The 21,844-nt window shown below is 60.8% G+C and carries 18 protein-coding genes; 9 read left to right on the top strand and 9 right to left on the bottom strand.

What is annotated here, in order from left to right; all coding sequences use genetic code 11:
• Window positions 1-71: 71 nt before the first annotated feature.
• The 8 genes from phaZ to ACIOYV_RS22400 all read right to left on the bottom strand — a co-directional run bounded on the left by phaZ (window position 72) and on the right by ACIOYV_RS22400 (window position 10,600).
• A complete protein-coding gene (gene phaZ / locus ACIOYV_RS22365; RefSeq protein ID WP_054054631.1) occupies window positions 72-926 on the bottom strand; it encodes a poly(3-hydroxyalkanoate) depolymerase in 855 nt (284 codons plus the stop codon).
• 218 nt (window positions 927-1,144) lie between these two features.
• Window positions 1,145-2,824 (bottom strand): class II poly(R)-hydroxyalkanoic acid synthase, encoded by a 1,680-nt coding sequence (gene phaC / locus ACIOYV_RS22370; protein ID WP_054054629.1) that lies wholly within the window; start codon window positions 2,822-2,824, stop codon window positions 1,145-1,147.
• A 259-nt stretch (window positions 2,825-3,083) separates the two neighbouring features.
• Window positions 3,084-3,461: a gamma-butyrobetaine hydroxylase-like domain-containing protein gene (locus ACIOYV_RS22375; protein WP_054054627.1), complete on the bottom strand. Its 378-nt coding sequence runs from the start codon at window positions 3,459-3,461 to the stop codon at window positions 3,084-3,086.
• A gap of 81 nt (window positions 3,462-3,542) precedes the next feature.
• A complete protein-coding gene (hslU, locus tag ACIOYV_RS22380) occupies window positions 3,543-4,883 on the bottom strand; it encodes an ATP-dependent protease ATPase subunit HslU (RefSeq protein WP_054616464.1) in 1,341 nt (446 codons plus the stop codon).
• A 54-nt stretch (window positions 4,884-4,937) separates the two neighbouring features.
• Entirely contained in the window at window positions 4,938-5,468 is a 531-nt protein-coding gene (hslV, locus tag ACIOYV_RS22385; protein ID WP_007899242.1) for an ATP-dependent protease subunit HslV, read from the bottom strand.
• Window positions 5,469-5,712: 244 nt separating this feature from the next.
• Complete coding sequence (locus ACIOYV_RS22390) at window positions 5,713-6,420, bottom strand: SPOR domain-containing protein (protein ID WP_054054622.1); 708 nt, start codon at window positions 6,418-6,420, stop codon at window positions 5,713-5,715.
• A gap of 1 nt (window position 6,421) precedes the next feature.
• Window positions 6,422-8,158 carry an arginine--tRNA ligase gene (gene argS / locus ACIOYV_RS22395; RefSeq protein WP_163907862.1) on the bottom strand — a complete coding sequence of 579 codons (1,737 nt, stop codon included), beginning with the start codon at window positions 8,156-8,158 and terminating at the stop codon, window positions 6,422-6,424.
• Between the two features lie 222 nt (window positions 8,159-8,380).
• Complete coding sequence (locus tag ACIOYV_RS22400) at window positions 8,381-10,600, bottom strand: primosomal protein N' (RefSeq protein WP_401327100.1); 2,220 nt, start codon at window positions 10,598-10,600, stop codon at window positions 8,381-8,383.
• A 286-nt stretch (window positions 10,601-10,886) separates the two neighbouring features.
• Here ACIOYV_RS22400 and rpmE point away from each other — a divergent pair, with 286 nt between their 5' ends.
• From rpmE to ACIOYV_RS22415, 3 genes are all read left to right on the top strand, one after another.
• Window positions 10,887-11,117: a 50S ribosomal protein L31 gene (gene rpmE / locus ACIOYV_RS22405; protein ID WP_054054615.1), complete on the top strand. Its 231-nt coding sequence runs from the start codon at window positions 10,887-10,889 to the stop codon at window positions 11,115-11,117.
• A 14-nt stretch (window positions 11,118-11,131) separates the two neighbouring features.
• Window positions 11,132-11,935 (top strand): thermonuclease family protein, encoded by an 804-nt coding sequence (locus ACIOYV_RS22410; RefSeq protein WP_401327104.1) that lies wholly within the window; start codon window positions 11,132-11,134, stop codon window positions 11,933-11,935.
• A 180-nt stretch (window positions 11,936-12,115) separates the two neighbouring features.
• On the top strand, window positions 12,116-13,384 hold the full coding sequence (locus tag ACIOYV_RS22415) for a malic enzyme-like NAD(P)-binding protein (protein WP_163907866.1): 1,269 nt from the start codon (window positions 12,116-12,118) through the stop codon (window positions 13,382-13,384).
• Window positions 13,385-13,644: 260 nt separating this feature from the next.
• Here ACIOYV_RS22415 and ACIOYV_RS22420 read toward each other — a convergent pair whose 3' ends face one another.
• The gene (locus tag ACIOYV_RS22420; RefSeq protein ID WP_401327197.1) at window positions 13,645-16,086 is read right to left on the bottom strand and encodes a penicillin-binding protein 1A; all 2,442 of its coding nucleotides are present in this window, start codon (window positions 16,084-16,086) and stop codon (window positions 13,645-13,647) included.
• Window positions 16,087-16,304: 218 nt separating this feature from the next.
• On the opposite strand from ACIOYV_RS22420, the gene ACIOYV_RS22425 reads away from it, so the two are divergent.
• From ACIOYV_RS22425 to aroK, 6 genes are read left to right on the top strand one after another with little or no spacing between them, the layout of a single operon-like run.
• Window positions 16,305-17,369: a pilus assembly protein PilM gene (locus tag ACIOYV_RS22425; RefSeq protein WP_401327107.1), complete on the top strand. Its 1,065-nt coding sequence runs from the start codon at window positions 16,305-16,307 to the stop codon at window positions 17,367-17,369.
• Entirely contained in the window at window positions 17,369-17,935 is a 567-nt protein-coding gene (locus ACIOYV_RS22430; protein WP_290025952.1) for a PilN domain-containing protein, read from the top strand. Before ACIOYV_RS22425 ends, ACIOYV_RS22430 begins: the two co-directional genes overlap by 1 nt.
• A complete protein-coding gene (gene pilO / locus ACIOYV_RS22435; protein WP_163907874.1) occupies window positions 17,932-18,555 on the top strand; it encodes a type 4a pilus biogenesis protein PilO in 624 nt (207 codons plus the stop codon). Before ACIOYV_RS22430 ends, pilO begins: the two co-directional genes overlap by 4 nt.
• Window positions 18,552-19,079, top strand: a complete 528-nt coding sequence (locus ACIOYV_RS22440) for a pilus assembly protein PilP (protein ID WP_401327111.1) — start codon at window positions 18,552-18,554, stop codon at window positions 19,077-19,079. Before pilO ends, ACIOYV_RS22440 begins: the two co-directional genes overlap by 4 nt.
• A gap of 13 nt (window positions 19,080-19,092) precedes the next feature.
• Complete coding sequence (pilQ, locus tag ACIOYV_RS22445) at window positions 19,093-21,180, top strand: type IV pilus secretin PilQ (protein ID WP_401327114.1); 2,088 nt, start codon at window positions 19,093-19,095, stop codon at window positions 21,178-21,180.
• 4 nt (window positions 21,181-21,184) lie between these two features.
• Window positions 21,185-21,703 (top strand): shikimate kinase AroK, encoded by a 519-nt coding sequence (gene aroK, locus ACIOYV_RS22450; protein ID WP_054054596.1) that lies wholly within the window; start codon window positions 21,185-21,187, stop codon window positions 21,701-21,703.
• The last annotated feature ends 141 nt before the right edge of the window (window positions 21,704-21,844 follow it).

The raw sequence follows: 21,844 nt of genomic DNA on the forward strand, positions 1-21,844 counted from the left end.
AACCAGAACACCATAGACGCTGTTGCGGGTTGTTGCGCGGAACGGCGTCCTGCCGTCCGACATTGGGTTGATTAGCTGCCCAATGGTGACGGCTGCGGATGCATCACTGCCCGCTGACGCTCTTCCTCGAGGAATTTCATGATGATCGGTGCCACCGCCTCGGCGCGGGTGATCAGGAACAGATGCCCGTCATCGATGATGTGCAACTGGGCGTTGGGGATTCGCCAGGCAAGCATGCGCATGTTGATCAGCGGGATCAGCGGATCGTCATCGCCGGCTAGCACCAGGGTCGGCTGGTGAATCTTGTGCAGCCAGTGAATGCTGGTCCAGCCGAGGCCGGCGAACAGCTGCCAGTAGTAACCGAGCTTGCCCGCCGAACGCACCTTCGCCGCGTGGCTGGCGGCCAGCGTCGGGTCACGACGGAATGAGCCGCCGTAGATCATCGGCGCAATCCGAATCACGTGGGATGGCTGAATGTAGCGTCGGGGACTGGCCATCATCCACAGCACTTTCGGCTTGCCCGGCACCATCACCGCACCGGCGGCCGTGGCGGCGAGCACCAGTTTTTTGCAGCGCTCGGGGTAGTCGTAGGCGAATTGCTGCGCCAGCGCGCCGCCCCACGACACGCCGATCACGTTGACCTGTCCATAGTCCAGATAGTCGAGCATCCGTGCCGTCAGTTTCGCCAATCCCGGAAAGCGATAGGGCCGATTCGGCGTCGACGAACCGCCGACACCGGGAACGTCGAAGGCAATGACCTCCAGGTCCGGGTCCAGCGCCGCGACGAACGGAAACACCAGCTCAAGGTTGGCGCCGATGCCGTTGAAAATCAGCAAGGGCGTCAAGTGAGGCTTGCCGGGGCGTACCGCGGTGCGGAGGGTCTGGCCATCCAGGTCGACGGTACGAAAAATGAACGGTTGCGGCATGCTTCAGGCCCTGTGGGTTAATTCATCCCCAATCCCATGTGGGAGCGGGCCTGTGGCGAGGGGGCTTGCCCCCGTTGGGGTGCGAAGCGCACCTAAAACCAGTCAGCACGATCTATGGTCAGAAAGTGAAGACTGGTTTACGACTGCTTCGCAATCGAACGGGGGCAAGCCCCCTCGCCACACAAGCCCGCTCCCACAGGGGTGATGGGGTGTGTCAGTTACCGCTCATGCACGTAGGTACCCGGCGCAGCTTCGCCCGCCGTGTAGGTTTTGTTGCCCAGTACGGTCGGGGATTTCTTCAGCTTGCCCGAACGCTCGGCTTGCCATGCCTGCCAGTGTAGCCACCAGGAATCCGTGTGTTTGGTGGAGTTCTCTTGCCAGTCCTCGGCCTTAACCGGCATCTCGGTGCTGGTCATATAGCGTGACTTCGGATTACCTGGCGGGTTCAGAATGCTTTGGATGTGCCCGCTGCTGGACAGCACGAACTCAACCTTGCCGCCAAACAGCTGCGCCGACTTGTAGCAAGACTTCCACGGCGTGATGTGGTCGTTGGTGCCGGCGAGGGAAAAGATATCGGCGGTGACCTGCTTCAGGTCAATTGCTGTGCCGCACACTTCGAGGGCGTTGGGGCGGATCAGTGGATTGCTTTTGAACATCTCGATCAGGTCGCCGTGGAACGCCGCCGGCAACCGTGTGGTGTCGTTGTTCCAGAACAGGATGTCGAACACCGGCGGCTCGTTGCCCAGCAGGTAGTTGTTGACCCAGTAGTTCCAGATCAGGTCGTTGGGGCGCATCCAGGCGAAGACTTTCGCCATGTCGCGGCCTTCCAGCACACCCGCCTGGTAGGAATGGCGCTTGGCGGCTTCGAGGGTCTGCTCGTCGACGAACAGAGCCACGTCGCTGTCCAGAGTGGTGTCCAGCACGCTCACCAGCAAGGTCAGGGCGTTGACCTTCTTCTCGCCGATCGCGGCGTAGTGGCCCAGCAGGGCGGTGCAGGTGATGCCACCGGAGCAGGCACCGAGCATGTTCACGTCTTTGCTGCCAGTGATCGCCATGACCACATCGACCGCTTCCTTGAGCGCCTCGATGTAAGTGGACAGGCCCCACTCGCGTTGTTCCTTGGTCGGGTTACGCCAACTGACGATGAAGGTCTGCACATTGTTGCGCAGGCAGAAGCGCGCCAGGCTCTTGTCCGGGCTCAAGTCGAATACGTAGAACTTGTTGATCTGCGGCGGCACCACCAGCAATGGGCGCTCGTGCACCTGCTCGGTGATCGGCCGGTACTGGATCAGCTCCAGCACGTCGTTGCGAAACACTACAGCGCCTTCGGTCACGCCTAGGCTCTTGCCGACTTCGAACGCGCCCATGTTGACCTGGCTCGGCATGCCGCCGTTGTGCACGATGTCCTTGGCCAGGTGAGAGAGACCGTCGAGCAGGCTCTTGCCGCCGGTTTCGAAGAAGCGTTTGACTGCCGCAGGGTTGGCCGCACTGTTGGTCGGGGCCATGGCTTCGGTCATGAGGTTGATCACGAAGTGCCCGCGGGCGACGTCTTTGGGCGACAGGCTGCTGTCGTCGATCCAGTCGTGGAGTTCCTTGCGCCACGCCAGGTAAGTTTGCAGATAACGTTTGTAGAGCGGGTTCTGGCTCCAGGCCGGATCGTTGAAGCGACGGTCATCGCCCGGCGGTTGCAGCTCGGATTTGCCGAACAGCACGTTCTTGAGTTCGAGGCCGAAATGAGCGACATGCTTGACGCTGTGAATCGGTTGTTTGATGGCCTGCCTGAGCACCATCCGAGCAGACGCCAGTAGATCCTTGCCACGCAGTCCAACAACAGGATTAAGCCCCAGGGTGTTTTCCGAGGCTTGATACTTCAGGTCATCGTTGTTCTTGTTACTCATCTACGACGCTCCATTGTCCTGAGACGAGTACCCGGGCCCAGCCGTGTAGTCACACAACCAATACCAGGTACTGCTGCTCGGGTGACCGTTAATACTGCATCGCTGCTTTTTCAACACAACGAGCACTGCAGGGAACTTGCCAGTTCCATTGGTTACCCGAGTTTAATTTTTTTCGCAAGCGGGCCGATCCTCGACGCCGCAGCGGAGCATTCAAACAGATGAAATTAGAAAATGCCCTCTAAAGAGCAAGAGGCCTGACCTAGAGCATCAGCTTGACGACGGACTGGCTCGGATCGCGGGTTTTGCCAGCCGCTTTCAGCTCGGCAAGATAATCGTTCCAGAGATCCTCTTGGCGCACCGCCAACTGATAGAGATATTCCCAAGTGAACAGGCCGCTGTCGTGGCCGTCGTCGAAGGTCAATTTCAGTGCGTACTGACCGGCCGGTTCTACCTTGCTCAGGCCGACGGCGATCTTGCCAAATTGCAGGATAGGTTTGCCGTGGCCCTGGACCTCGGCGGAAGGAGAGTGCACGCGCAGGAACTCGGCGGGCAGGTGAAATTCCTCGCCGGACGCATATTTCAGCGACAGGGTTTTCGAGGCTTTGTGCAGCTTGATGTCGGTGGGGAGTTGGGTCATGGAGCCAGCCTACAAGCTTCAAGCTTAAAGCTGCAAGCGGTAGGTGACCGACTTGCAGCTTGTGGCTTGTAACTTGTCGCTCTACAGAATGTAGCGGGACAGGTCTTCGTTCTGCGCCAATTCGCCGAGGTGGCTGTTGACGTAGTCGGCGTCGATCAGGATCACCTTGTCGTCGTGGGCGCTGGCCAGATCACCGGCGCTGAACGACACCTCTTCCAGCAGACGCTCAAGCAGCGTGTGCAGGCGACGGGCGCCGATGTTTTCGGTTTTCTCGTTGACCTGCCAGGCGATCTCGGCGATGCGCTTGATCCCGTCCGGCTGGAATTCGATCGCCAGGCCTTCGGTTTTCAGCAGCGCGCAATATTGCTCGGTGAGCGACGCATGCGGTTCGCTGAGAATGCGCTCGAAGTCTTCCGGGGTCAGCGCCTTCAGTTCAACGCGGATCGGCAGGCGACCTTGCAGCTCAGGCACCAGGTCGCTCGGCTTGCTCAAGTGGAACGCACCGGAAGCGATGAACAGGATGTGGTCGGTCTTGACCATGCCCAGCTTGGTGTTGACGGTGCAGCCTTCGATCAGCGGCAGCAAGTCACGCTGCACACCTTCACGGGACACGTCGACACCGCCGGAGTTGCCGCGCTTGGCGACCTTGTCGATTTCGTCGATGAACACGATGCCGTGCTGCTCGACCGCTTCCAGGGCCTTGGCCTTCAACTCTTCTTCATTGACCAGACGCCCGGCTTCTTCGTCACGCACCAGTTTCAGCGCTTCCTTGACCTTGAGCTTGCGAGATTTTTTCTTGCCCTTGCCCATGTTGGCAAACAGGCTCTGCAACTGGTTGGTCATCTCTTCCATGCCCGGCGGCGCGGAGATATCGACACCCGCCACTTCGGCGATTTCGATTTCGATCTCTTTGTCATCCAGCTGCCCTTCACGCAGGCGCTTGCGGAACAGCTGACGGGTGTTGGAGTCGGACGCGGAGGCCGAGTCCTCGTTGCTGAAACCCATGCGTGGCGGTGGCAGCAGCGCGTCGAGGATACGGTCTTCGGCGGCGTCTTCGGCGCGGTGGCGAACCTTGGTCATTTCCTGTTCGCGCAGCAGCTTGATCGCGGCGTCGGCGAGGTCACGAATGATCGATTCGACGTCACGGCCGACATAGCCGACTTCGGTGAACTTGGTCGCTTCGACCTTGATGAACGGCGCGTTGGCCAGTTTTGCCAGGCGACGGGCGATCTCGGTTTTACCGACACCGGTCGGGCCGATCATCAGGATGTTCTTTGGCGTTACTTCAACACGCAGCTCTTCCGGCAGCTGCATCCGGCGCCAGCGGTTACGCAGCGCGATGGCGACGGCGCGCTTGGCATCGTCCTGGCCGATGATATGGCGATTGAGTTCGTGGACGATTTCACGGGGAGTCATGGACATAGTAATTGGCGGTCCTCTGGCAAAAGTGAGCCGTGGCGCTAGGCCGAAACAGGCTTACTCGGCGAGGTCCTGCTCCTCAATGGTGAAGGTGTGGTTGGTGAATACACAGATGTCGCCGGCGATGCCGAGCGCGGTTTCGACGATTTCCCGGGCCGACAGATCGGTCTTCTTCAGCAAGGCGCTGGCTGCCGCTTGAGCGTAGCCGCCGCCGGAACCCATGGCGATCAGGCCTTCTTCGGGTTCGACCACGTCACCGTTGCCGGTGATGATCAAGGAGGCGTCTTTGTTGGCGACCGCGAGCATGGCTTCGAGGCGGCTCAGGGAGCGGTCGGTGCGCCATTCTTTGGCGAGTTCGACAGCGGCGCGAACCAGGTGCCCCTGATGTTTTTCGAGCTGGCCTTCAAAACGCTCGAACAGGGTGAAGGCGTCGGCGGTGGCCCCGGCAAAACCGGCGATGACCTGACCGTGGTACAGGCGACGAACTTTCTTCGCGTTGCCTTTCATCACGGTATTGCCGAGAGAAACCTGGCCGTCGCCGCCCATGACGACTTTGCCGTGGCGGCGAACTGAAACGATGGTGGTCAAGGGAGAGTCTCCACGCAGCGGGGCGAAAATGCCTTATGCCAACTCATATGGGGGTGGTGGAGAATTTTTCAACTGCGGGGCGCGAGAGGGGACGAGCGGTGTTATGCGGGGAAGGATGTGTTGTTAGTGCTGGCGCCTTCGCGGGCAAGCCTCGCTCCTACAGGGAATGCATCGTGTGGACGACGTAAACCTGTAGGAGCGAGGCTTGCCCGCGAAGAACGATAACGCGGTACCACTGACGAAATCAGCGGCTCTGGCGTTGTTGTAACAACAGGTTGCTGAAACCGCTGCCAGCCAGTTGTTTCTGCGCCGTGGTCAGTTGTTCGCGGTTGCTGAACGGCCCGACCAATACGCGATACCAGGTCTCATCCTTGACCATGCCGGACTCAACCGCCACCGCCTGACCGAGCAGGATAATCTGCGCACGTACCTTGTCGGCATCGGCTTCCTTGCGGAACGAACCGGCCTGCAAGAAGAACTTGGTCACTGGCGCCGCTTTGGATACCGGTGGCGGTGGTGGCGGTGTAATCCCCGCCAGCGCAGCCTGGGCCCGCGCGGTGTCGATTTTCGCCGCCTGCTCCGGCGTCACCGGGGTCGTCGGCACGGTCGGCACTTGTGGTGTCGGCAGGGTTTTCTCCGGCACCGCGTCTGGCGGCACGATCACTTCCGATTCCGGCAGCAAGGTGTAGAAGTCGTACTTCGGCTTCACCGGTTGCGTTGGGCTCGGCGGGGTCTTGTTGGCCTCGGCGATCTTGGTGGCTTTCTGCTGTTCGATCTTCTCGCGCTTGACGCTTTCGCTGCCCTTGCCCGGCTCCAGCTTCATCAGGAACACGATAAACGCGCCGACCGTCAGGCCGATGGCCATCCACAACCAGCCCGGGATCGGCTGCTTGGCAGGAGCGGTGTAACGACTGGCGCCGCGCTTGGGTGCAGGTTTTTTCTTGGCAGCCAACTTACATACGCTCCAGAGTTTCCAGACCCAAGAGTTCCAGGCCTTGCTTGAGTGTGCGACCGGTCAGCGCGGCAAGGCGCAGACGGCTCTGCATTTGCGCCGGGGTGTCGGCAGTGAGGATCGGGCAGTTCTCGTAGAAGCTGGAGAACAGGCCGGCGACATCGTACAGGTAGGTGCACAGGATGTGCGGCGTTCCTTTGTCGGAAACGTTGTTCAGCACTTCGCCGAACTGCGCCAGTTTGGCCGCCAGTTCATGTTCGTGCGCGGCTTCGAGAACGATCTGGCCTTCGACTTCGCTGAAGTCCTTGCCGAGCTTGCGGAACACACCGGCTACGCGGGTGTAGGCGTACAGCAGGTACGGCGCGGTGTTGCCTTCGAAGTTCAGCATCAGGTCGAAGTTGAAGCTGTAGTCGCTGGTGCGGTGCTTCGACAGGTCGGCGTATTTCACCGCACCGATGCCCACGACCTTGGCGATGTTGCGCAAATCGTCTTCGGCCAGCTCCGGGTTCTTCTCTTTCACCAGGGTGTAGGCGCGGTCCTTGGCTTCGTTCAGCAGGTCCACCAGTTTCACGGTGCCGCCATCACGGGTCTTGAACGGACGGCCATCGGCACCGTTCATCGTGCCGAAGCCCATGTGCTCCATTTCCATCGGGTGCGTGACGAAACCGGCCAGGCGCGCGACCTGGAACACTTGCTGGAAGTGCAGGGCCTGACGCTGGTCGACGAAGTACAGCGCGCGATCAGCCTTCAGTTTGCCACTGCGGTAACGCACAGCCGCCAAGTCGGTGGTGGCGTAGAGGTAGCCGCCATCAGCCTTGACGATGATCACCGGCAGCGGGTCGCCGTCGGCGTTCTTGAATTCGTCGAGGAACACGCACTGGGCGCCGTTGCTCTCGACCAGCAGGCCGGCAGCCTTGAGGTCGTTGACCACGTTGATCAGGTCATCGTTGTAGGCGCTTTCGCCCATCACGTCGGCCATGGTCAGTTTGACGTTCAGTTGTTCGTAGATCGCCTGGCAGTGGGACAGCGAGATATCGCGGAAGCGCGACCACAGCGCCAGGCACTCGGCGTCACCGGCCTGCAGCTTGACCACCAGGCCACGGGCGCGGTCGGCGAACTCTTCGGAGCCGTCGAAGCGCTGCTTGGCGGCGCGGTAGAAGTTTTCCAGGTCCGACAGCTCGTCGCTGGTGATCGGGTTTTCTTGCAGGTAAGCCATCAGCATGCCGAACTGGGTGCCCCAGTCGCCGACGTGGTTCTGGCGGATCACGGTGTCGCCGAGGAACTCCAGCACTCGGGCCACGCCGTCGCCGATGATGGTCGAGCGCAAGTGGCCGACGTGCATCTCTTTGGCCAGGTTGGGTGCCGACAGGTCAACCACGGTGCGCTGCACCGGGCCAGCCTTGCGCACACCGACGTGGTCGTCGGCCAGGGCGGCGTCCAGACGCGCGGCCAGGGCTTGGGTGTTCTGGAAGAAGTTCAGGAAGCCCGGGCCGGCGATTTCGGTCTTGGTGACGTTTTCGTCAGCCGGCAGGGCAGCGATGATTTTCTCGGCCAGGTCGCGGGGCTTCATGCCCGCCGGTTTGGCCAGCATCATCGCGATATTGCTGGCGAAGTCGCCGTTCTTCTTGTCGCGGGAGTTTTCCACCTGGATCGCCGGCGACAGGCCTTCAGGCAACACACCTTCGTTGACGAGTTGGGTGATGGCTTGTTGGATCAGCTGGCGAATGGTGTCTTTCATGGTGTTCTCTTTCGACCGCAAGCGCGGCGGCGCCTGGATGCGCTAGTGGAAAAACTGGGCATTATCCGTGGCATAGACGTGCTTGCCAACTATAGCGGGCAGGTTATGGATATGTGGTGACAATTAGGCCGCCATCGCGTGTAGGAGCGAGGCTTGCCCGCGATGGCAATCTCAAGGGCCCTATCGCGGGCAAGCCTCGCTCCTACACGCGGTGGCGATCTTTCAATATAAATCCACAGGATCCACATCAAGCGACCAGCGCACCGCCCGCCCGCTCGGCATCTGCTCCAGCGCCAGCAACCAACTGCTCAGCAATCGATGCAGCGGCGCCCGTGCCGCCGCCTGCAACAACAACTGCGCGCGATAGCGCCCGGCCCGACGCTCCATCGGTGCCGGCACCGGCCCGAGCAACTCGATACCGCTCAGATTCTGCTCAGCCAGCAATCGTTCCGCCTCGCTGCACGCTTCATCGAGAAAACCTTCGGCTTGCCCCGGCTTGTGCGCTTCGGCCCGTAGCAGCGCCAGATGCGCAAACGGCGGCAAACCGGCGGCGCGACGCTCGCTCAAAGCCTGTTCGGCAAAGGCGAAGTAACCCTGTTCGGTCAGTTGCACCAGCAATGGATGGTCGGCCAGGTGGGTCTGGATGATCACTCGACCCGGCTCTTCGGCCCGGCCCGCGCGGCCTGCGACCTGGACGATCAGCTGCGCCATGCGCTCGCTGGCGCGGAAGTCGCCGGAGAACAGCCCGCCGTCGGCATCCAGAATCGACACCAGCGTCACCCGAGGGAAGTGGTGTCCTTTGGCAAGCATCTGCGTGCCGACCAGAATGCACGGCTGACCTTTCTGAATCGTCGCGAACAGCTGATTCATCGCGTCCTTGCGCGAGGTGCTGTCGCGGTCAACCCGCAGCACTGGCACATCCGGGAACAGGATTGCCAAGCGTTCCTCGGCGCGCTCGGTGCCCGCGCCCACAGGTCGCAAATCGACCTTGCCGCATTTCGGGCAATGCCGGGGCACGCGCTCGACGTAGCCGCAATGGTGGCAGCGCAATTCGCCGGAGCGCTGGTGCACGGTCATCCGCGCATCGCAGCGCTGGCATTCGGACATCCAGCCGCAATCGTGGCAAAGCAAGGTCGGCGCGAAGCCACGGCGGTTCAGGAACACCAGGACTTGCTGGCCGGCCGCCAGGGTCTGGCCGATGGCTTGCTGCATCGGCCCGGAAATGCCGCTGTCCAGCGGACGACTTTTCACATCCAGACGCAGGAAACGCGGCTGCTTGGCGCCACCCGCGCGCTCATTCAGGCGTAGGAGGCCGTAACGACCTGTGTACGCGTTGTGCAGGCTTTCCAGCGAAGGCGTGGCGGATCCGAGCACGATCGGGATGTTTTCCTGCCGCGCGCGGACCAGCGCCAGGTCTCGGGCGTGATAGCGCAAGCCTTCCTGCTGCTTATAGGAGCCGTCGTGCTCTTCGTCGATGATGATCAGGCCGGGGTTTTTCATCGGCGTGAACAGCGCCGAACGGGTGCCGATAATAATGTCGGCGTCACCGTCACGGGCGGCGAGCCAGGCTTCCAGGCGCTCGCGATCGTTGACTGCCGAGTGAATCAGGGCGATGCGCGCGTTGAAACGCTGCTCGAAGCGCGCCAGGGTTTGCGGGCCGAGGTTGATCTCCGGGATCAGCACCAGCGCTTGCTTGCCGGCCTCCAGGGTTTCGCGGATCAGCTGTAAATAGACTTCGGTCTTGCCGCTGCCGGTGACGCCCGCGAGCAGGAACGCGTGATAACTGTCGAACCCGGCGCGGATCGCTTCATATGCGGCGCGTTGTTCCGGATTGAGCGGCAACTCCGGTTGGGCCAGCCAATGCTCATGGCGGGCGTCGGGTGCGTGCTTGCGGATTTCGACTTGCACCAGATCTTTGGCCAGCAGCAGGTCGAGGCTGTCTTTGCTCAGCATCAGTTTGCTCAGCAACTGATGAGCTACGCCGTGGGGGTGCTGCGCCAATGTCGCCAGGGCTTCACGTTGGCGCGGGGCGCGGGCGATGCGCGGATCATCCAGGCTGGCGCCGGGCGCTGCCGACCAGAACCGTTCCTGGCGCGCTTCGGCCAGTTCACCTTGGCGCAACAACACCGGCAGCGCCCAGCTCAAGGTGTCGCCGAGGCTATGTTGGTAATACTGGGACGTCCACAGGCACAGCTTGAACAGCGCGGGCGGCAGCGGCGGTGTGGCATCGAGCAGGGCCAGGGCTGGTTTGAGCTTTTCCACCGGGACTTCGCTGGTGTCGGTGACTTCTACCAGAATCCCGATCATCTCCCGCCGACCGAACGGCACTCGCAGGCGCATGCCCGGTTGCAACTGGGCGCGCAGGACCCCGGCCGGGGCACGGTAATCGAACAGGCGGCGCAGCGGCGAGGGCAGGGCGAGGCGCAAAATGGCGTCGGGCACGCGGGGGGATCTCGATAAACGGAAAAATTAACAGCAGAGCCATGACCTGTGGGAGCGAGCCTGCTCGCGAAAAGGGAGTGTCAGTCAGCATTTATGGTGTCTGATACAACGCTTTCGCGAGCAGGCTCGCTCCCACAAGGGCGGCGATTTGGTCGGGAGCCTAGCAGACGGTCGGTAGAAGGGACAGCTTGCGTGATTGTCATTGTCTGGTAGAATCCGCGGCCTAATTACGTGCGGTATTCAACAATAGTGTTGAGTGGCGGCACGCTAGCCCGAGGAATACACCATGAAAGCCGATATCCATCCAACATACGAAGTCACCGCAGTTACCTGCAGCTGTGGCAACAAGTTCGAAACTCGTTCGAACCTGGCCAAGCCTCTGGCGATCGACGTATGCAATGAGTGCCACCCGTTCTACACCGGTAAGCAGAAGACTCTGGATACTGGCGGCCGTGTACAGCGCTTCGCAGACCGTTTCGGTGCCTTCGGCAAGAAACCTGCTGCAGCAGCAGAGTAAGGTTCCCAAGCCCTATGGGCTTTACCTTGCTAACGAAAAAGGCGTCCCTTGCGGGCGCCTTTTTTGTGTCCGCGATTTGGCTTTCTGGCGCCCAGGCCTTTTGCCCGGCGCCGAGTGGTTTGACGCCGGCCACCGTGCAGCGGGTAGTGGACGGTGACACCCTGCGCCTGAGCGATGGCCGCAGTGTGCGCATGATCGGCTTGAACACCCCGGAACTGGGCCGACAGGGTCGCACCGACGAGCCGTTCGCCGTGGCGGCGCGCAAACGCCTCGAAGCGCTGGTGGCTGCCAGTGATGGCCGGGTGGGTTTGTTGCCGGGTAAAGAGACCAAGGATCGCTACGGCCGCACCTTGGCGCATGTCTATAGCGCCAATGGCGCCAACCTGGAAGCGCAGATGCTCGCCGAAGGCCTCGGTTTTCAGGTCGCGATGGCGCCGAATATTGATTTGGTCAGTTGCCAGCAATCAGCGGAACGCGCGGCTCGACAGGCCGGCCTCGGGCTGTGGCGCCAGTCACCTGTGCTGAAAGCGGATCAGATCAAGGTCTCCGGTTTTGCTGTGCTCGGCGGTCGTGTGAGCAAGGTTCAACGCAATCGCGGCGGGGTTTGGGTCGAGTTGCAGGACTCGGTTGTATTGCGCGTTGCACCCAATGTGCTCGGGCGGTTCGATGTCAGATCGCTGGAACGGCTGAAGGGCAAGCAAATCGAGGCTCGTGGCTGGGTGCTGGACCGTTCGCGCCGTGGTGCACTGGATGACGGTCAGGCACGCTGGCTGCTCCCGCTAAGCGACCCTTCGATGCTTCAAGCAGGGCAGCGATAAAAAGTTGTAGACATTTTTTAGATGGATTGTGAACAGTCTAGCCCTTGTGTTCCGTGGCTCTTGGCCCAAAGTCGTAGGGCAGGGCGCTTGACAGGGGTGACCGGTCAGTCTTGTAGGGACTTTACGACACGCGTATCCTCGGCGGTCCGTCTGTCCAACAGTAAAAAGCGGAATGCCCACATGTCTGATTTGAAAACTGCCGCTCTCGAATATCACGCCCATCCTCGTCCAGGGAAGCTGAGTGTCGAGCTCACCAAGGCCACCGCTACCGCCCGCGATCTGTCGCTGGCCTACAGCCCCGGCGTAGCCGAACCAGTACGCGAAATCGCCCGCGATCCTGAACTGGCCTACAAATACACCGGTAAAGGCAACCTGGTTGCAGTCATTTCCGATGGCACCGCGATTCTCGGCCTGGGTAACCTCGGCCCATTGGCTTCCAAGCCAGTGATGGAAGGTAAAGGCGTGCTGTTCAAGCGCTTTGCCGGCATCGACGTTTTCGACATCGAAGTTGACTCCGAAAGCCCGCAAGCCTTCATCGACACCGTCAAGCGTATCTCCATCACCTTCGGTGGTATCAACCTGGAAGACATCAAGGCACCTGAGTGCTTTGAGATCGAACGTGCTCTGATCGAGCAGTGCGACATTCCGGTATTCCACGATGACCAGCACGGCACCGCGATCGTTACTGCGGCCGGCATGATCAACGCCCTGGAAATCGCTGGCAAAACCCTGGCTGACGCCAAGATCGTCTGCCTGGGTGCCGGTGCGGCCGCCATCTCCTGCATGAAATTGCTGGTGAGCATGGGCGCCAACATCGAAAACATCTTCATGGTTGACCGTACCGGCGTGATCCACTCCGGCCGTGACGACCTGAACCAGTACAAGGCTGTGTTCGCTCACGCGACTGAAAAACGCACCCTGGCTGACGCCCTGACCGGTGCAGACGTGTTCGTCGGCCTGTCCGGCCCGAACCTGCTCAGCGCCGAAGGCCTGAAGTCCATGGCGGCCAACCCGATCGTGTTCGCGTGCTCCAACCCGGATCCGGAAATCTCCCCGGAACTGGCTCACGCCACCCGTGACGACGTGATCATGGCTACCGGCCGTTCGGACTACCCGAACCAGGTCAACAACGTACTGGGCTTCCCGTTCATCTTCCGTGGTGCACTGGACGTTCGCGCCAAGCGCATCAACGAAGAAATGAAAGTGGCCGCGGCCAACGCCCTGCGCGAACTGGCCAAGCTGCCGGTTCCTCAGGAAGTGTGCGACGCCTACGGCGGTATCAAACTGGAATTCGGTCGTGAGTACATCATCCCGAAACCAATGGATGCCCGCCTGATCACCGTGATCTCCGATGCCGTGGCCAAGGCCGCCATCGAGACTGGTGTGGCGACCCTGCCGTATCCGAAGAACTACCCGCTGAAAAGCGTGGATGACGTGTTCAACGGCTAAGTCGTTGTAGCGCTTCAACCGAAAAGCCCCGGCTCTTGTGAGTCGGGGCTTTTTTATGTCTGAGGGGTTCTGGGGTGTTTGTGATGGCCTCTTCGCGGGCAAGCCTCGCTCCTACGGTTATGCGTCGTTCGGGATATTGCGTACGACGCAAACCCTGTAGGAGCGAGGCTTGCCCGCGAAGAGGCCGGCCCAGGAAATCACGGATGTAAAAAAAGCCCCGCACTTCTCTCGAAGGCGGGGCTTTTTGTTGCGTCAGCCGATCAGAACAAATCGATCGGTGCCGCTTCATCCGCTGGCAATGGGCTGCCCGGTGCAGTGCCGTTGCCCAGTTCGTTCACCGACGGTGGCGTGTCTTCGGCCTTGAACAGCTCGAAGTAGGCCCCAGGCGTGCTTGGCGTGGCCGCACGGCCGCTGACCGGGTCAACCCGCAAGCTGAGGATGCCTTCCGGCTCCGCTTGCGTATGTGGCGGCTTGCCTTTGAGCGCGGCGGCCATGTAGTTCATCCAGATCGGCAGCGCGACGGTGCCGCCGAATTCCTTGCGACCCAGGCTCTCTGGCTGGTCGAAACCGGTCCAGACCGTGGTCACGTAATCGGCGTTGTAGCCGGAGAACCAGGCGTCCTTGGATTCGTTTGTCGTACCGGTTTTGCCCGCGATATCGGGACGGCCCAAGGCCAGCGCGCGGCGGCCGGTGCCGAGCTTGATCACGTCCTCGAGCATGCTGTTGAGGATGAACGTGGTGCGGCCATCGACAATCCGCTCGGCCAGGGCCGGGGTTTGCGGCAGCGTGCCAGGTGCGGCCGGTGCTTCGCCCGGGGTCGCGTTGACCGTGAACGGTTGCGCGGCCGGTGCGGCCAGGCCAGCGGTCGCCGTGTCGCCCTGAGGCACGCTCGGCGGGTTGGCGACGAACAGCGTGTCACCGTTGCGGCTTTCGATCTTGTCGATGATGTACGGGGTGATCTTGTAGCCGCCGTTGGCGAAGGTGCTCCAACCGGTGGCGATCTCCATTGGCGTCAGGGTCGCGGTGCCCAGCGCCAGGGACAGGTTGCGCGGCAAGTCCTGCTTGTTGAAGCCGAACTTGCTGATGTAGTCAATGGTGCGATCAACGCCCAGCGCCTGCACCAACCGGATCGATACCAGGTTACGCGACTTGTACAAGCCTTCACGCAAGCGGATCGGGCCGAGGAAGGTGTTGGTGTCGTTCTTCGGACGCCATACCTTGTCCAGGTACTCGTCGACAAACACGATCGGCGCGTCGTTCACCAGGGTCGCGGCGGTGTAGCCGTTATCCAGGGCGGCGCTGTAGACGAACGGCTTGAAGCTCGAACCCGGCTGACGCTTGGCCTGCAGGGCCCGGTTGTAATTGCTCTGCTCGAACGCGAAGCCGCCGACCAGCGAACGGATCGCACCGTTCTGCGGATCCAGGGAGACCAATGCGCCCTGGGCCTGAGGAATCTGGCTGAACTTCAGCGAGTTGTCCGGCTGGCGTTGTACGCGAATCAGGTCGCCGACCTGGGCCACATCCGCCGGCTGCTTCGGATTGGCGCCCATGCTGTTGGTATTCAGGAATGGCCGCGCCCATTTCATAGTGTCCCAGCCAACGTGTTCGTCGCCGGTGCGGGTCATCACTTGCAGGCCGTTCTTGTCGACCTGAGTAACGATGGCCGGCTCAAGGCTGCTGATGGTGCGCTGCTTGGTCAGTTCGGTGGCCCAGGCTTCACGGGTCTTGCCCGGCAGGCGCGACTCAGGACCGCGATAGCCGTGACGCTGGTCGTAGGTCATCAAGCCTTCGTGGACCGCGGTGTTGGCCATTTCCTGCAGATTGCTCGGCACGGTCGTGGTGACGCGGAAACCTTCGGTGTAGGCGTCGCTGCCATAACGACCGACCATTTCGGCACGGGCCATTTCAGCGATGTACGGCGCGTTCACTTCCGGGGTCGGCACGTGATAGCTGGCGTTCAGCGGTTCGTTGATCGCGGTGGTGTAGTCGGCTTCGGTGATTTTCCCGAGCTTGTACATGCGCCCCAGGATCCAGTCGCGACGTTCCTTGCTGCGGGCCGGGTTGGCCAGCGGATTGAAGCGCGACGGGGCCTTCGGCAGGCCGGCGATCATCGCCATCTGCGCCAGGCTCACATCTCGAATCGATTTGCCGTAGTAGACCTGCGCCGCTGCCTCGATGCCGTAGGCGCGGTTACCCAGGTAGATCTTGTTGACGTACAGCTCAAGGATTTCGTCCTTGGTCAGCTGTCGTTCGATCTGCAGGGCCAGAAGAATTTCGGTGGTTTTGCGCGAGAAGCTGCGTTCGCTGGTCAGGAAGAAGTTCTTCGCCACCTGCATGGTGATGGTGCTGCCGCCGGACTGGATGTGGCCGCTTTTGACCAGTTGGGTCGCGGCACGCATCAGGCTGCTCGGATCGACGCCATAGTGGTTGGCGAAGTTATCGTCTTCAGCACTTAGTAACGCATTGATGAAATTGGGCGGAATGTCGGCGAAACGGATCGGAGTCCGGCGCATTTCGCCAAATTCTGCGATCAACTTGTTATCGCTGCTGTAGACCCGCAGAGGAATCTGCAACTGAATGCTTCTCAGCGCCTCCACGGACGGCAATCCCGGACTAAGGTAAAGATAGGCGCCACTGAGACCTAAAAGCAGTCCGCAGAAAACGGCGACGATGGACCAACCGAAAAATTTCAGCAGACGAATCAAGGCGTTTGAACATCCAGGGTAAAGAATGAATTTGGCGTCAGGGTCCCGATTACACAGAGAACGACCCGCGCTGGCAGTAAAAGCGGAAAAAAACGCTGGGCATTATAAGCATTTTTCCGTGATGGGCGTCATTTGCGCTTCTGTCAAGACGGGGTGATTGAACGCAATGCACATTACAGAGTCCGTAACTCACGGATAGTCATAGGGAATTGGTAGTGCTAGGACTCTTCAATAAAAAGACCAGAACGCTTCTGGGGATCGACATCAGCTCCACGTCGGTGAAGCTTCTGGAGCTCAGCCGCCAGGGCGACCGCTACCGGGTCGAGGCCTACGCGGTCGAACCGCTGCCGGCCAGCGCGGTCATCGAGAAGAACATCGCCGAGCTCGAAGGTGTGGGCCAGGCGTTGTCACGCGTGCTTCTCAAGGCTCGGACCGGTATCCGGAACGTCGCGGTTGCGGTGGCCGGTTCGGCGGTGATTACCAAGACCATCGAGATGGACGCCGGGCTGTCCGACGAAGAGATGGAAAACCAGCTCAAGATCGAAGCCGACCAATACATTCCTTATCCATTGGACGAAGTCGCCATCGATTTCGAAGTCCAGGGTGTATCGGTGCGCAACCCCGAACGGGTCCATGTGCTGCTGGCCGCCTGTCGGAAAGAAAACGTCGAAGTTCGCGAGGCGGCGCTGGCGCTCGCCGGGCTGACCGCCAAGGTGGTGGACGTCGAAGCTTATGCCCTGGAACGCTCCTTTGGCCTGTTGGCTACCCAACTGGCCTCCAATCAAGAGCGCCCGACCGTCGCGGTGGTGGACATCGGCGCGACCATGACCACCCTGAGCGTGCTGCATAACGGCCGGATCATCTACACCCGCGAACAATTGTTCGGTGGTCGCCAACTCACTGAAGAAATCCAGCGCCGCTATGGCCTGACCACTGAGCAGGCCGGGCTGGCAAAGAAGCAGGGCGGTTTGCCGGACGACTATGTCAGCGAGGTGTTGCAGCCGTTCCGTGAAGCCCTTGTGCAGCAGGTCTCTCGCTCATTGCAGTTTTTCTTTGCGTCCGGCCAATACAACGCGGTCGACCATATCCTGCTGGCCGGCGGCACCGCCTCGGTGCCCGGGCTTGATCGATTGATCGAGCAGCGGCTGGGCACGCCGACCCAGGTCGCCAACCCATTCGCTGACATGGCGCTGAGCAGCAAGGTCAACGCCGGCGCCCTCGCCAGCGATGCCCCGGCCTTGATGATTGCCTGCGGTCTGGCCCTCAGGAGTTTCGACTGATGGCGCGGATCAACCTTTTACCCTGGCGTGAAGAACTGCGCGAAGAGCGTCGCAAGCGCTTTCTGCTGGTGTTGGTGGGTGTGCTGGTCGGTTCGGTGGGCTTGGTGCTGATTGGCGACCAGGTCATCAGCGGCGCCATCAGCCAGCAAGTGGCCCGCAACGATTACCTTGGCAAACAGATTGCCGTCGTCGATGAGCGCATCAAGCAAATTAGCGAGCTCAAGGCCCGGCGCCAGCAACTGGTGGAGCGCATGCGCATCATCCAGGACCTGCAAGGCAACCGGCAGATCAGCGGGCGAATCTTCGACCAGTTGGCGCGTACCCTGCCGGACGGGGTGTATTTCACCGAAGTGAAAATGCAGGGCAAGACCCTGGCGATCACCGGGGCGGCAGAGTCGAACAACAAGGTGTCTGAGTTGATGCGCAATCTCGATGCCTCGGACTGGTTCGACGCGCCAAGCCTGACCGAGGTCAAGGCGACGACTGCTGGTCAACTGGATCAGGCCAACGTGTTTCAGCTGACCGTTCGTCAGACTCAGCCCGCCACCCTGGAGGTCGCTAAATGAGGCCGTCCGAATGGTTCGAAGGGCTGCGCAAGATCGACATCAATGATCTGGACACCAACAACATTGGCTCCTGGCCCCCGGCAATCAAGGCTTTGGCGGGCATTCTGCTGATGGTTCTGGTGCTGGGGCTGGGCTACAACTTTTTCATCAGCGACATGCAGAACGAACTCGACCTCAAGCGTGCGGAAGAATCGACGCTCAAGGATCAGTTCGCCAGCAAGGCCGGCATGGCGGCGAACCTGGAGCTCTACACCCAGCAGATGAAAGAGATGGAGAACTCCTTCGGCGTGCTGTTGCGGCAATTGCCCAGCGACACCGAAGTGCCCGGCCTGCTGGAAGACATCACCCGCACCGGCCTGGGCAGCGGCCTGGAATTCGAAGAGATCAAATTGCTGCCGGAAGTCACCCAGCAGTTCTACATCGAGTTGCCGATCCAGATCACCGTCACCGGTGCCTATCACGACCTGGCGACCTTCGTCAGTGGCGTGGCCGGGCTGCCGCGCATCGTCACCCTGCATGACTTCGACCTCGCGCCGGCCAACCCCGACGGCGGTACGAAGCTGCGCATGAGCATCCTCGCCAAGACCTACCGCTACAACGACAAGGGGTTGCAGAAATGACCCCGATTCGTTGTTTACCCATGGTCGTGTTGTTGGCCGGTCTGGGCGGTTGCGGCGGCGACAATGGCTTCGGCGATCTGGACGCTTACCTGAACGAAGTGCGCCTGCGTCCACCGGGCAAGATTGAACCAACGCCGACATTCCGGTCTTACCCAACATTCACCTACAGCGCCGCGAACCTGCGCAGCCCGTTTTCCCGACAAGTCAGGAACGACGTGGCCGGCCGGAAGCATGGCTCGCGCAACGTCAAGCCCGACCCTAGTCGGGTCAAGCAGTACCTCGAAGGTTTCAACATCGAGCAGTTTGAAATGGTCGGCACGATCTCCAATGCTTCCGGTTCCTTTGCGCTGCTGCGCGGGGCGGGCGGGGTGCACCGGTTGAAAGTCGGCGATTACCTGGGGCGTAACGATGGGCGGATCGTCGCCATCAGCGGCTCGCAAGTCGATGTGGTCGAAATCGTTCCCGACGGCGAAGGCGCCTGGCTGGAACGGCCGCGGACCATCCCTTTGAAAGAGCACTCATAGTGGAACTCGAATAATGAACAGGATTTTCTCAACCCTCGGTATTTCGCTATGGATAGCGCTGCTGTCGCCGATGGTACAAGCGGCCACCCTTAACGCGCTGGATGTCGCCGCGCTGCCGGGTGATCGCGTCGAGTTGAAGTTGACCTTCGATGGGCCACCGCCGCCGCCCCACGGTTACACCACCGAATCACCGGCGCGCATTGCGCTGGATCTGCCGGGCGTGGTCAGCAAACTGGCCAACAAAAACCGTGACCTCGGTGGCGGCAATGCTCGCAGCGCCACAGTGGTCGAAGCCAAGGACCGCACGCGGCTGATCATCAACCTGACTCAACTGACGCCTTACAGCTCCAGAGTTGAGGGCAACAATCTGTTCGTGGTCGTTGGGCAAGGCGCGAAAGGCACGGCGGCCAAACCGGTTGCCAGCGCGCCGCGCGCGGCTAGCGCAAAACCGGCGCCCGCCAAGGCCTATGCGCCCGTAGGCAAGGCCATTCGCGGCGTGGATTTTCAGCGCGGCACCCAAGGTGAAGGCAATGTGGTGATCGACTTGTCGGATCCATCCATTGCACCGGATATTCAGGAGCGCGAGGGCAAGATCATCCTTGGTTTCGCCAGGACCCAATTGCCCGACCCGTTGCGGGTGCGCCTGGACGTCAAGGATTTCGCGACTCCGGTGCAGTTCGTCAACGCCAGTGCCTCCGGCGACCGCGCGGTGATCAGCATCGAGCCAAGCGGCGCTTTCGAATACTCGACCTACCAGACCGACAACAAGCTGACCGTCAGCATCCGTCCGATGACCGTCGATGACTTGCAGAAGCGCAACGCCGAGCGCTTTGCCTACACCGGCGAAAAGCTTTCGCTGAACTTCCAGGACATCGATGTGCGCTCGGTGCTGCAACTGATCGCCGACTTCACCAACCTGAATTTGGTGGCCAGTGACACGGTGCAGGGCGGCATCACCTTGCGTTTGCAGAACGTGCCGTGGGACCAGGCGCTGGACCTGGTACTGAAAACCAAAGGCCTGGACAAGCGCAAGATCGGCAACGTCCTGCTGGTCGCGCCGGCGGATGAGATCGCCGCCCGTGAGCGTCAGGAACTGGAGTCGCAAAAACAGATTGCCGAACTGGCGCCGCTGCGGCGGGAGCTGTTGCAGGTCAACTACGCCAAGGCCGCCGACATCGCCAAGCTGTTCACTTCGGTGACCAGTGCCGAGGCGAAAATCGATGAGCGGGGTTCGATCACCGTCGACGAGCGCACTAACAACATCATCGCCTACCAGACCCAGGATCGCCTCGACGAGCTTCGGCGCATCGTCGCGCAGCTTGATATCCCGGTGCGCCAGGTGATGATCGAAGCGCGGATCGTCGAAGCCAACGTCGATTACGACAAGAGTCTCGGCGTGCGCTGGGGCGGCTCGATCCAGAACAAGGGCAACTGGAACACCTCGGGTGTCAGTAATGGCGCCAACGCTTCGAACACCATCGGCACGCCCGGCAGCACCAGCACCAACTCGCCGTTCGTCGACATGGGCACCGCGGCCAACACCTCGGGGCTCGGCATCGCTTTCATCACCGACAACGTGCTGCTGGATCTTGAGCTGACGGCCATGGAAAAAACCGGCAACGGCGAAATCGTCTCGCAGCCCAAAGTGGTCACGTCCGACAAGGAAACTGCGAAAATCCTCAAGGGCACCGAGATTCCGTATCAGGAAGCCAGCTCCAGTGGTGCGACATCGGTGTCGTTCAAAGAGGCTTCGCTGTCCCTGGAAGTAACGCCGCAAATCACCCCGGATAACCGCATCATCATGGAGGTCAAGGTCACCAAGGACGAACCGGACTACCTCAACAAAGTGCAGGATGTACCGCCGATCAAGAAAAACGAGGTCAACGCCAAGGTGCTGGTTAACGACGGCGAGACCATCGTCATTGGCGGGGTTTTCTCAAATACTCAGAGCAAGGTTGTAGATAAGGTGCCATTTCTCGGCGATGTGCCGTATCTTGGCCGCCTTTTCCGGCGTGACGTGGTTTCGGAGAAAAAATCCGAGCTGCTGGTATTTCTCACTCCGCGTATCATGAATAACCAGGCGATTGCTGTGAGTCGTTGATTCTGTGCGAAATTTGATTCTTGTTGGACCGATGGGGGCTGGAAAAAGCACCATCGGCCGTTTGCTGGCCAAAGAGCTGCGCCTGCCGTTCAAAGATTCCGACAAGGAAATTGAATTGCGCACGGGCGCCAATATCCCGTGGATCTTCGATAAGGAAGGCGAGCCCGGCTTTCGTGATCGCGAGCAAGCGATGATCGAAGAGCTGTGCGGCTGCGACGGCGTGGTGCTGGCGACTGGTGGCGGTGCAGTGATGCGCGAAGCCAATCGTCGGGCCCTGCATGCCGGGGGGCGCGTGGTGTATCTGCACGCGTCTGTCGAGCAGCAAGTCGGCCGCACTTCCCGTGACCGCAATCGTCCGTTGTTGCGCACCGCCGATCCGGCCAAGACCCTGCGGGATCTGCTGGCGATCCGTGATCCGCTTTATCGGGAAATCGCCGATCTAGTGGTGGAAACCGATGAGCGGCCGCCACGAATGGTGGTGCTCGACATTCTCGAACGCTTGCAGCAGCTTCCTCCCCGTTAAAGCGCAGCGCGAAATGCGCTATCCTCGGCGTCCTGTCATGGCCGCTCAAGGTTATGGCGGATGGCTATCAAACGGCGTCACACCAGCAGGCGCCGCGCACCTTCGTTAACTCAAGGCAGGACGCCTGATTCCATCTTCACT

Origin of the sequence: Pseudomonas sp. NPDC087342, from assembly GCF_044744265.1 — a bacterium.
GTDB lineage: Bacteria > Pseudomonadota > Gammaproteobacteria > Pseudomonadales > Pseudomonadaceae > Aquipseudomonas > Aquipseudomonas nunensis.

Bases quoted from the DNA above. Each gene is read 5' to 3' on its own strand.
- phaZ (WP_054054631.1), bottom strand. From the start codon at position 926: ATGCCGCAACCGTTCATTTTTCGTACCGTCGACCTGGATGGCCAGACC.
- phaC (WP_054054629.1), bottom strand. From the start codon at position 2,824: ATGAGTAACAAGAACAACGATGACCTGAAGTATCAAGCCTCGGAAAAC.
- ACIOYV_RS22375 (WP_054054627.1), bottom strand. From the start codon at position 3,461: ATGACCCAACTCCCCACCGACATCAAGCTGCACAAAGCCTCGAAAACC.
- hslU (WP_054616464.1), bottom strand. From the start codon at position 4,883: ATGTCCATGACTCCCCGTGAAATCGTCCACGAACTCAATCGCCATATC.
- argS (WP_163907862.1), bottom strand. From the start codon at position 8,158: ATGAAAGACACCATTCGCCAGCTGATCCAACAAGCCATCACCCAACTC.
- rpmE (WP_054054615.1), top strand. From the start codon at position 10,887: ATGAAAGCCGATATCCATCCAACATACGAAGTCACCGCAGTTACCTGC.
- ACIOYV_RS22410 (WP_401327104.1), top strand. From the start codon at position 11,132: ATGGGCTTTACCTTGCTAACGAAAAAGGCGTCCCTTGCGGGCGCCTTT.
- ACIOYV_RS22415 (WP_163907866.1), top strand. From the start codon at position 12,116: ATGTCTGATTTGAAAACTGCCGCTCTCGAATATCACGCCCATCCTCGT.
- ACIOYV_RS22430 (WP_290025952.1), top strand. From the start codon at position 17,369: ATGGCGCGGATCAACCTTTTACCCTGGCGTGAAGAACTGCGCGAAGAG.
- pilO (WP_163907874.1), top strand. From the start codon at position 17,932: ATGAGGCCGTCCGAATGGTTCGAAGGGCTGCGCAAGATCGACATCAAT.
- ACIOYV_RS22440 (WP_401327111.1), top strand. From the start codon at position 18,552: ATGACCCCGATTCGTTGTTTACCCATGGTCGTGTTGTTGGCCGGTCTG.
- pilQ (WP_401327114.1), top strand. From the start codon at position 19,093: ATGAACAGGATTTTCTCAACCCTCGGTATTTCGCTATGGATAGCGCTG.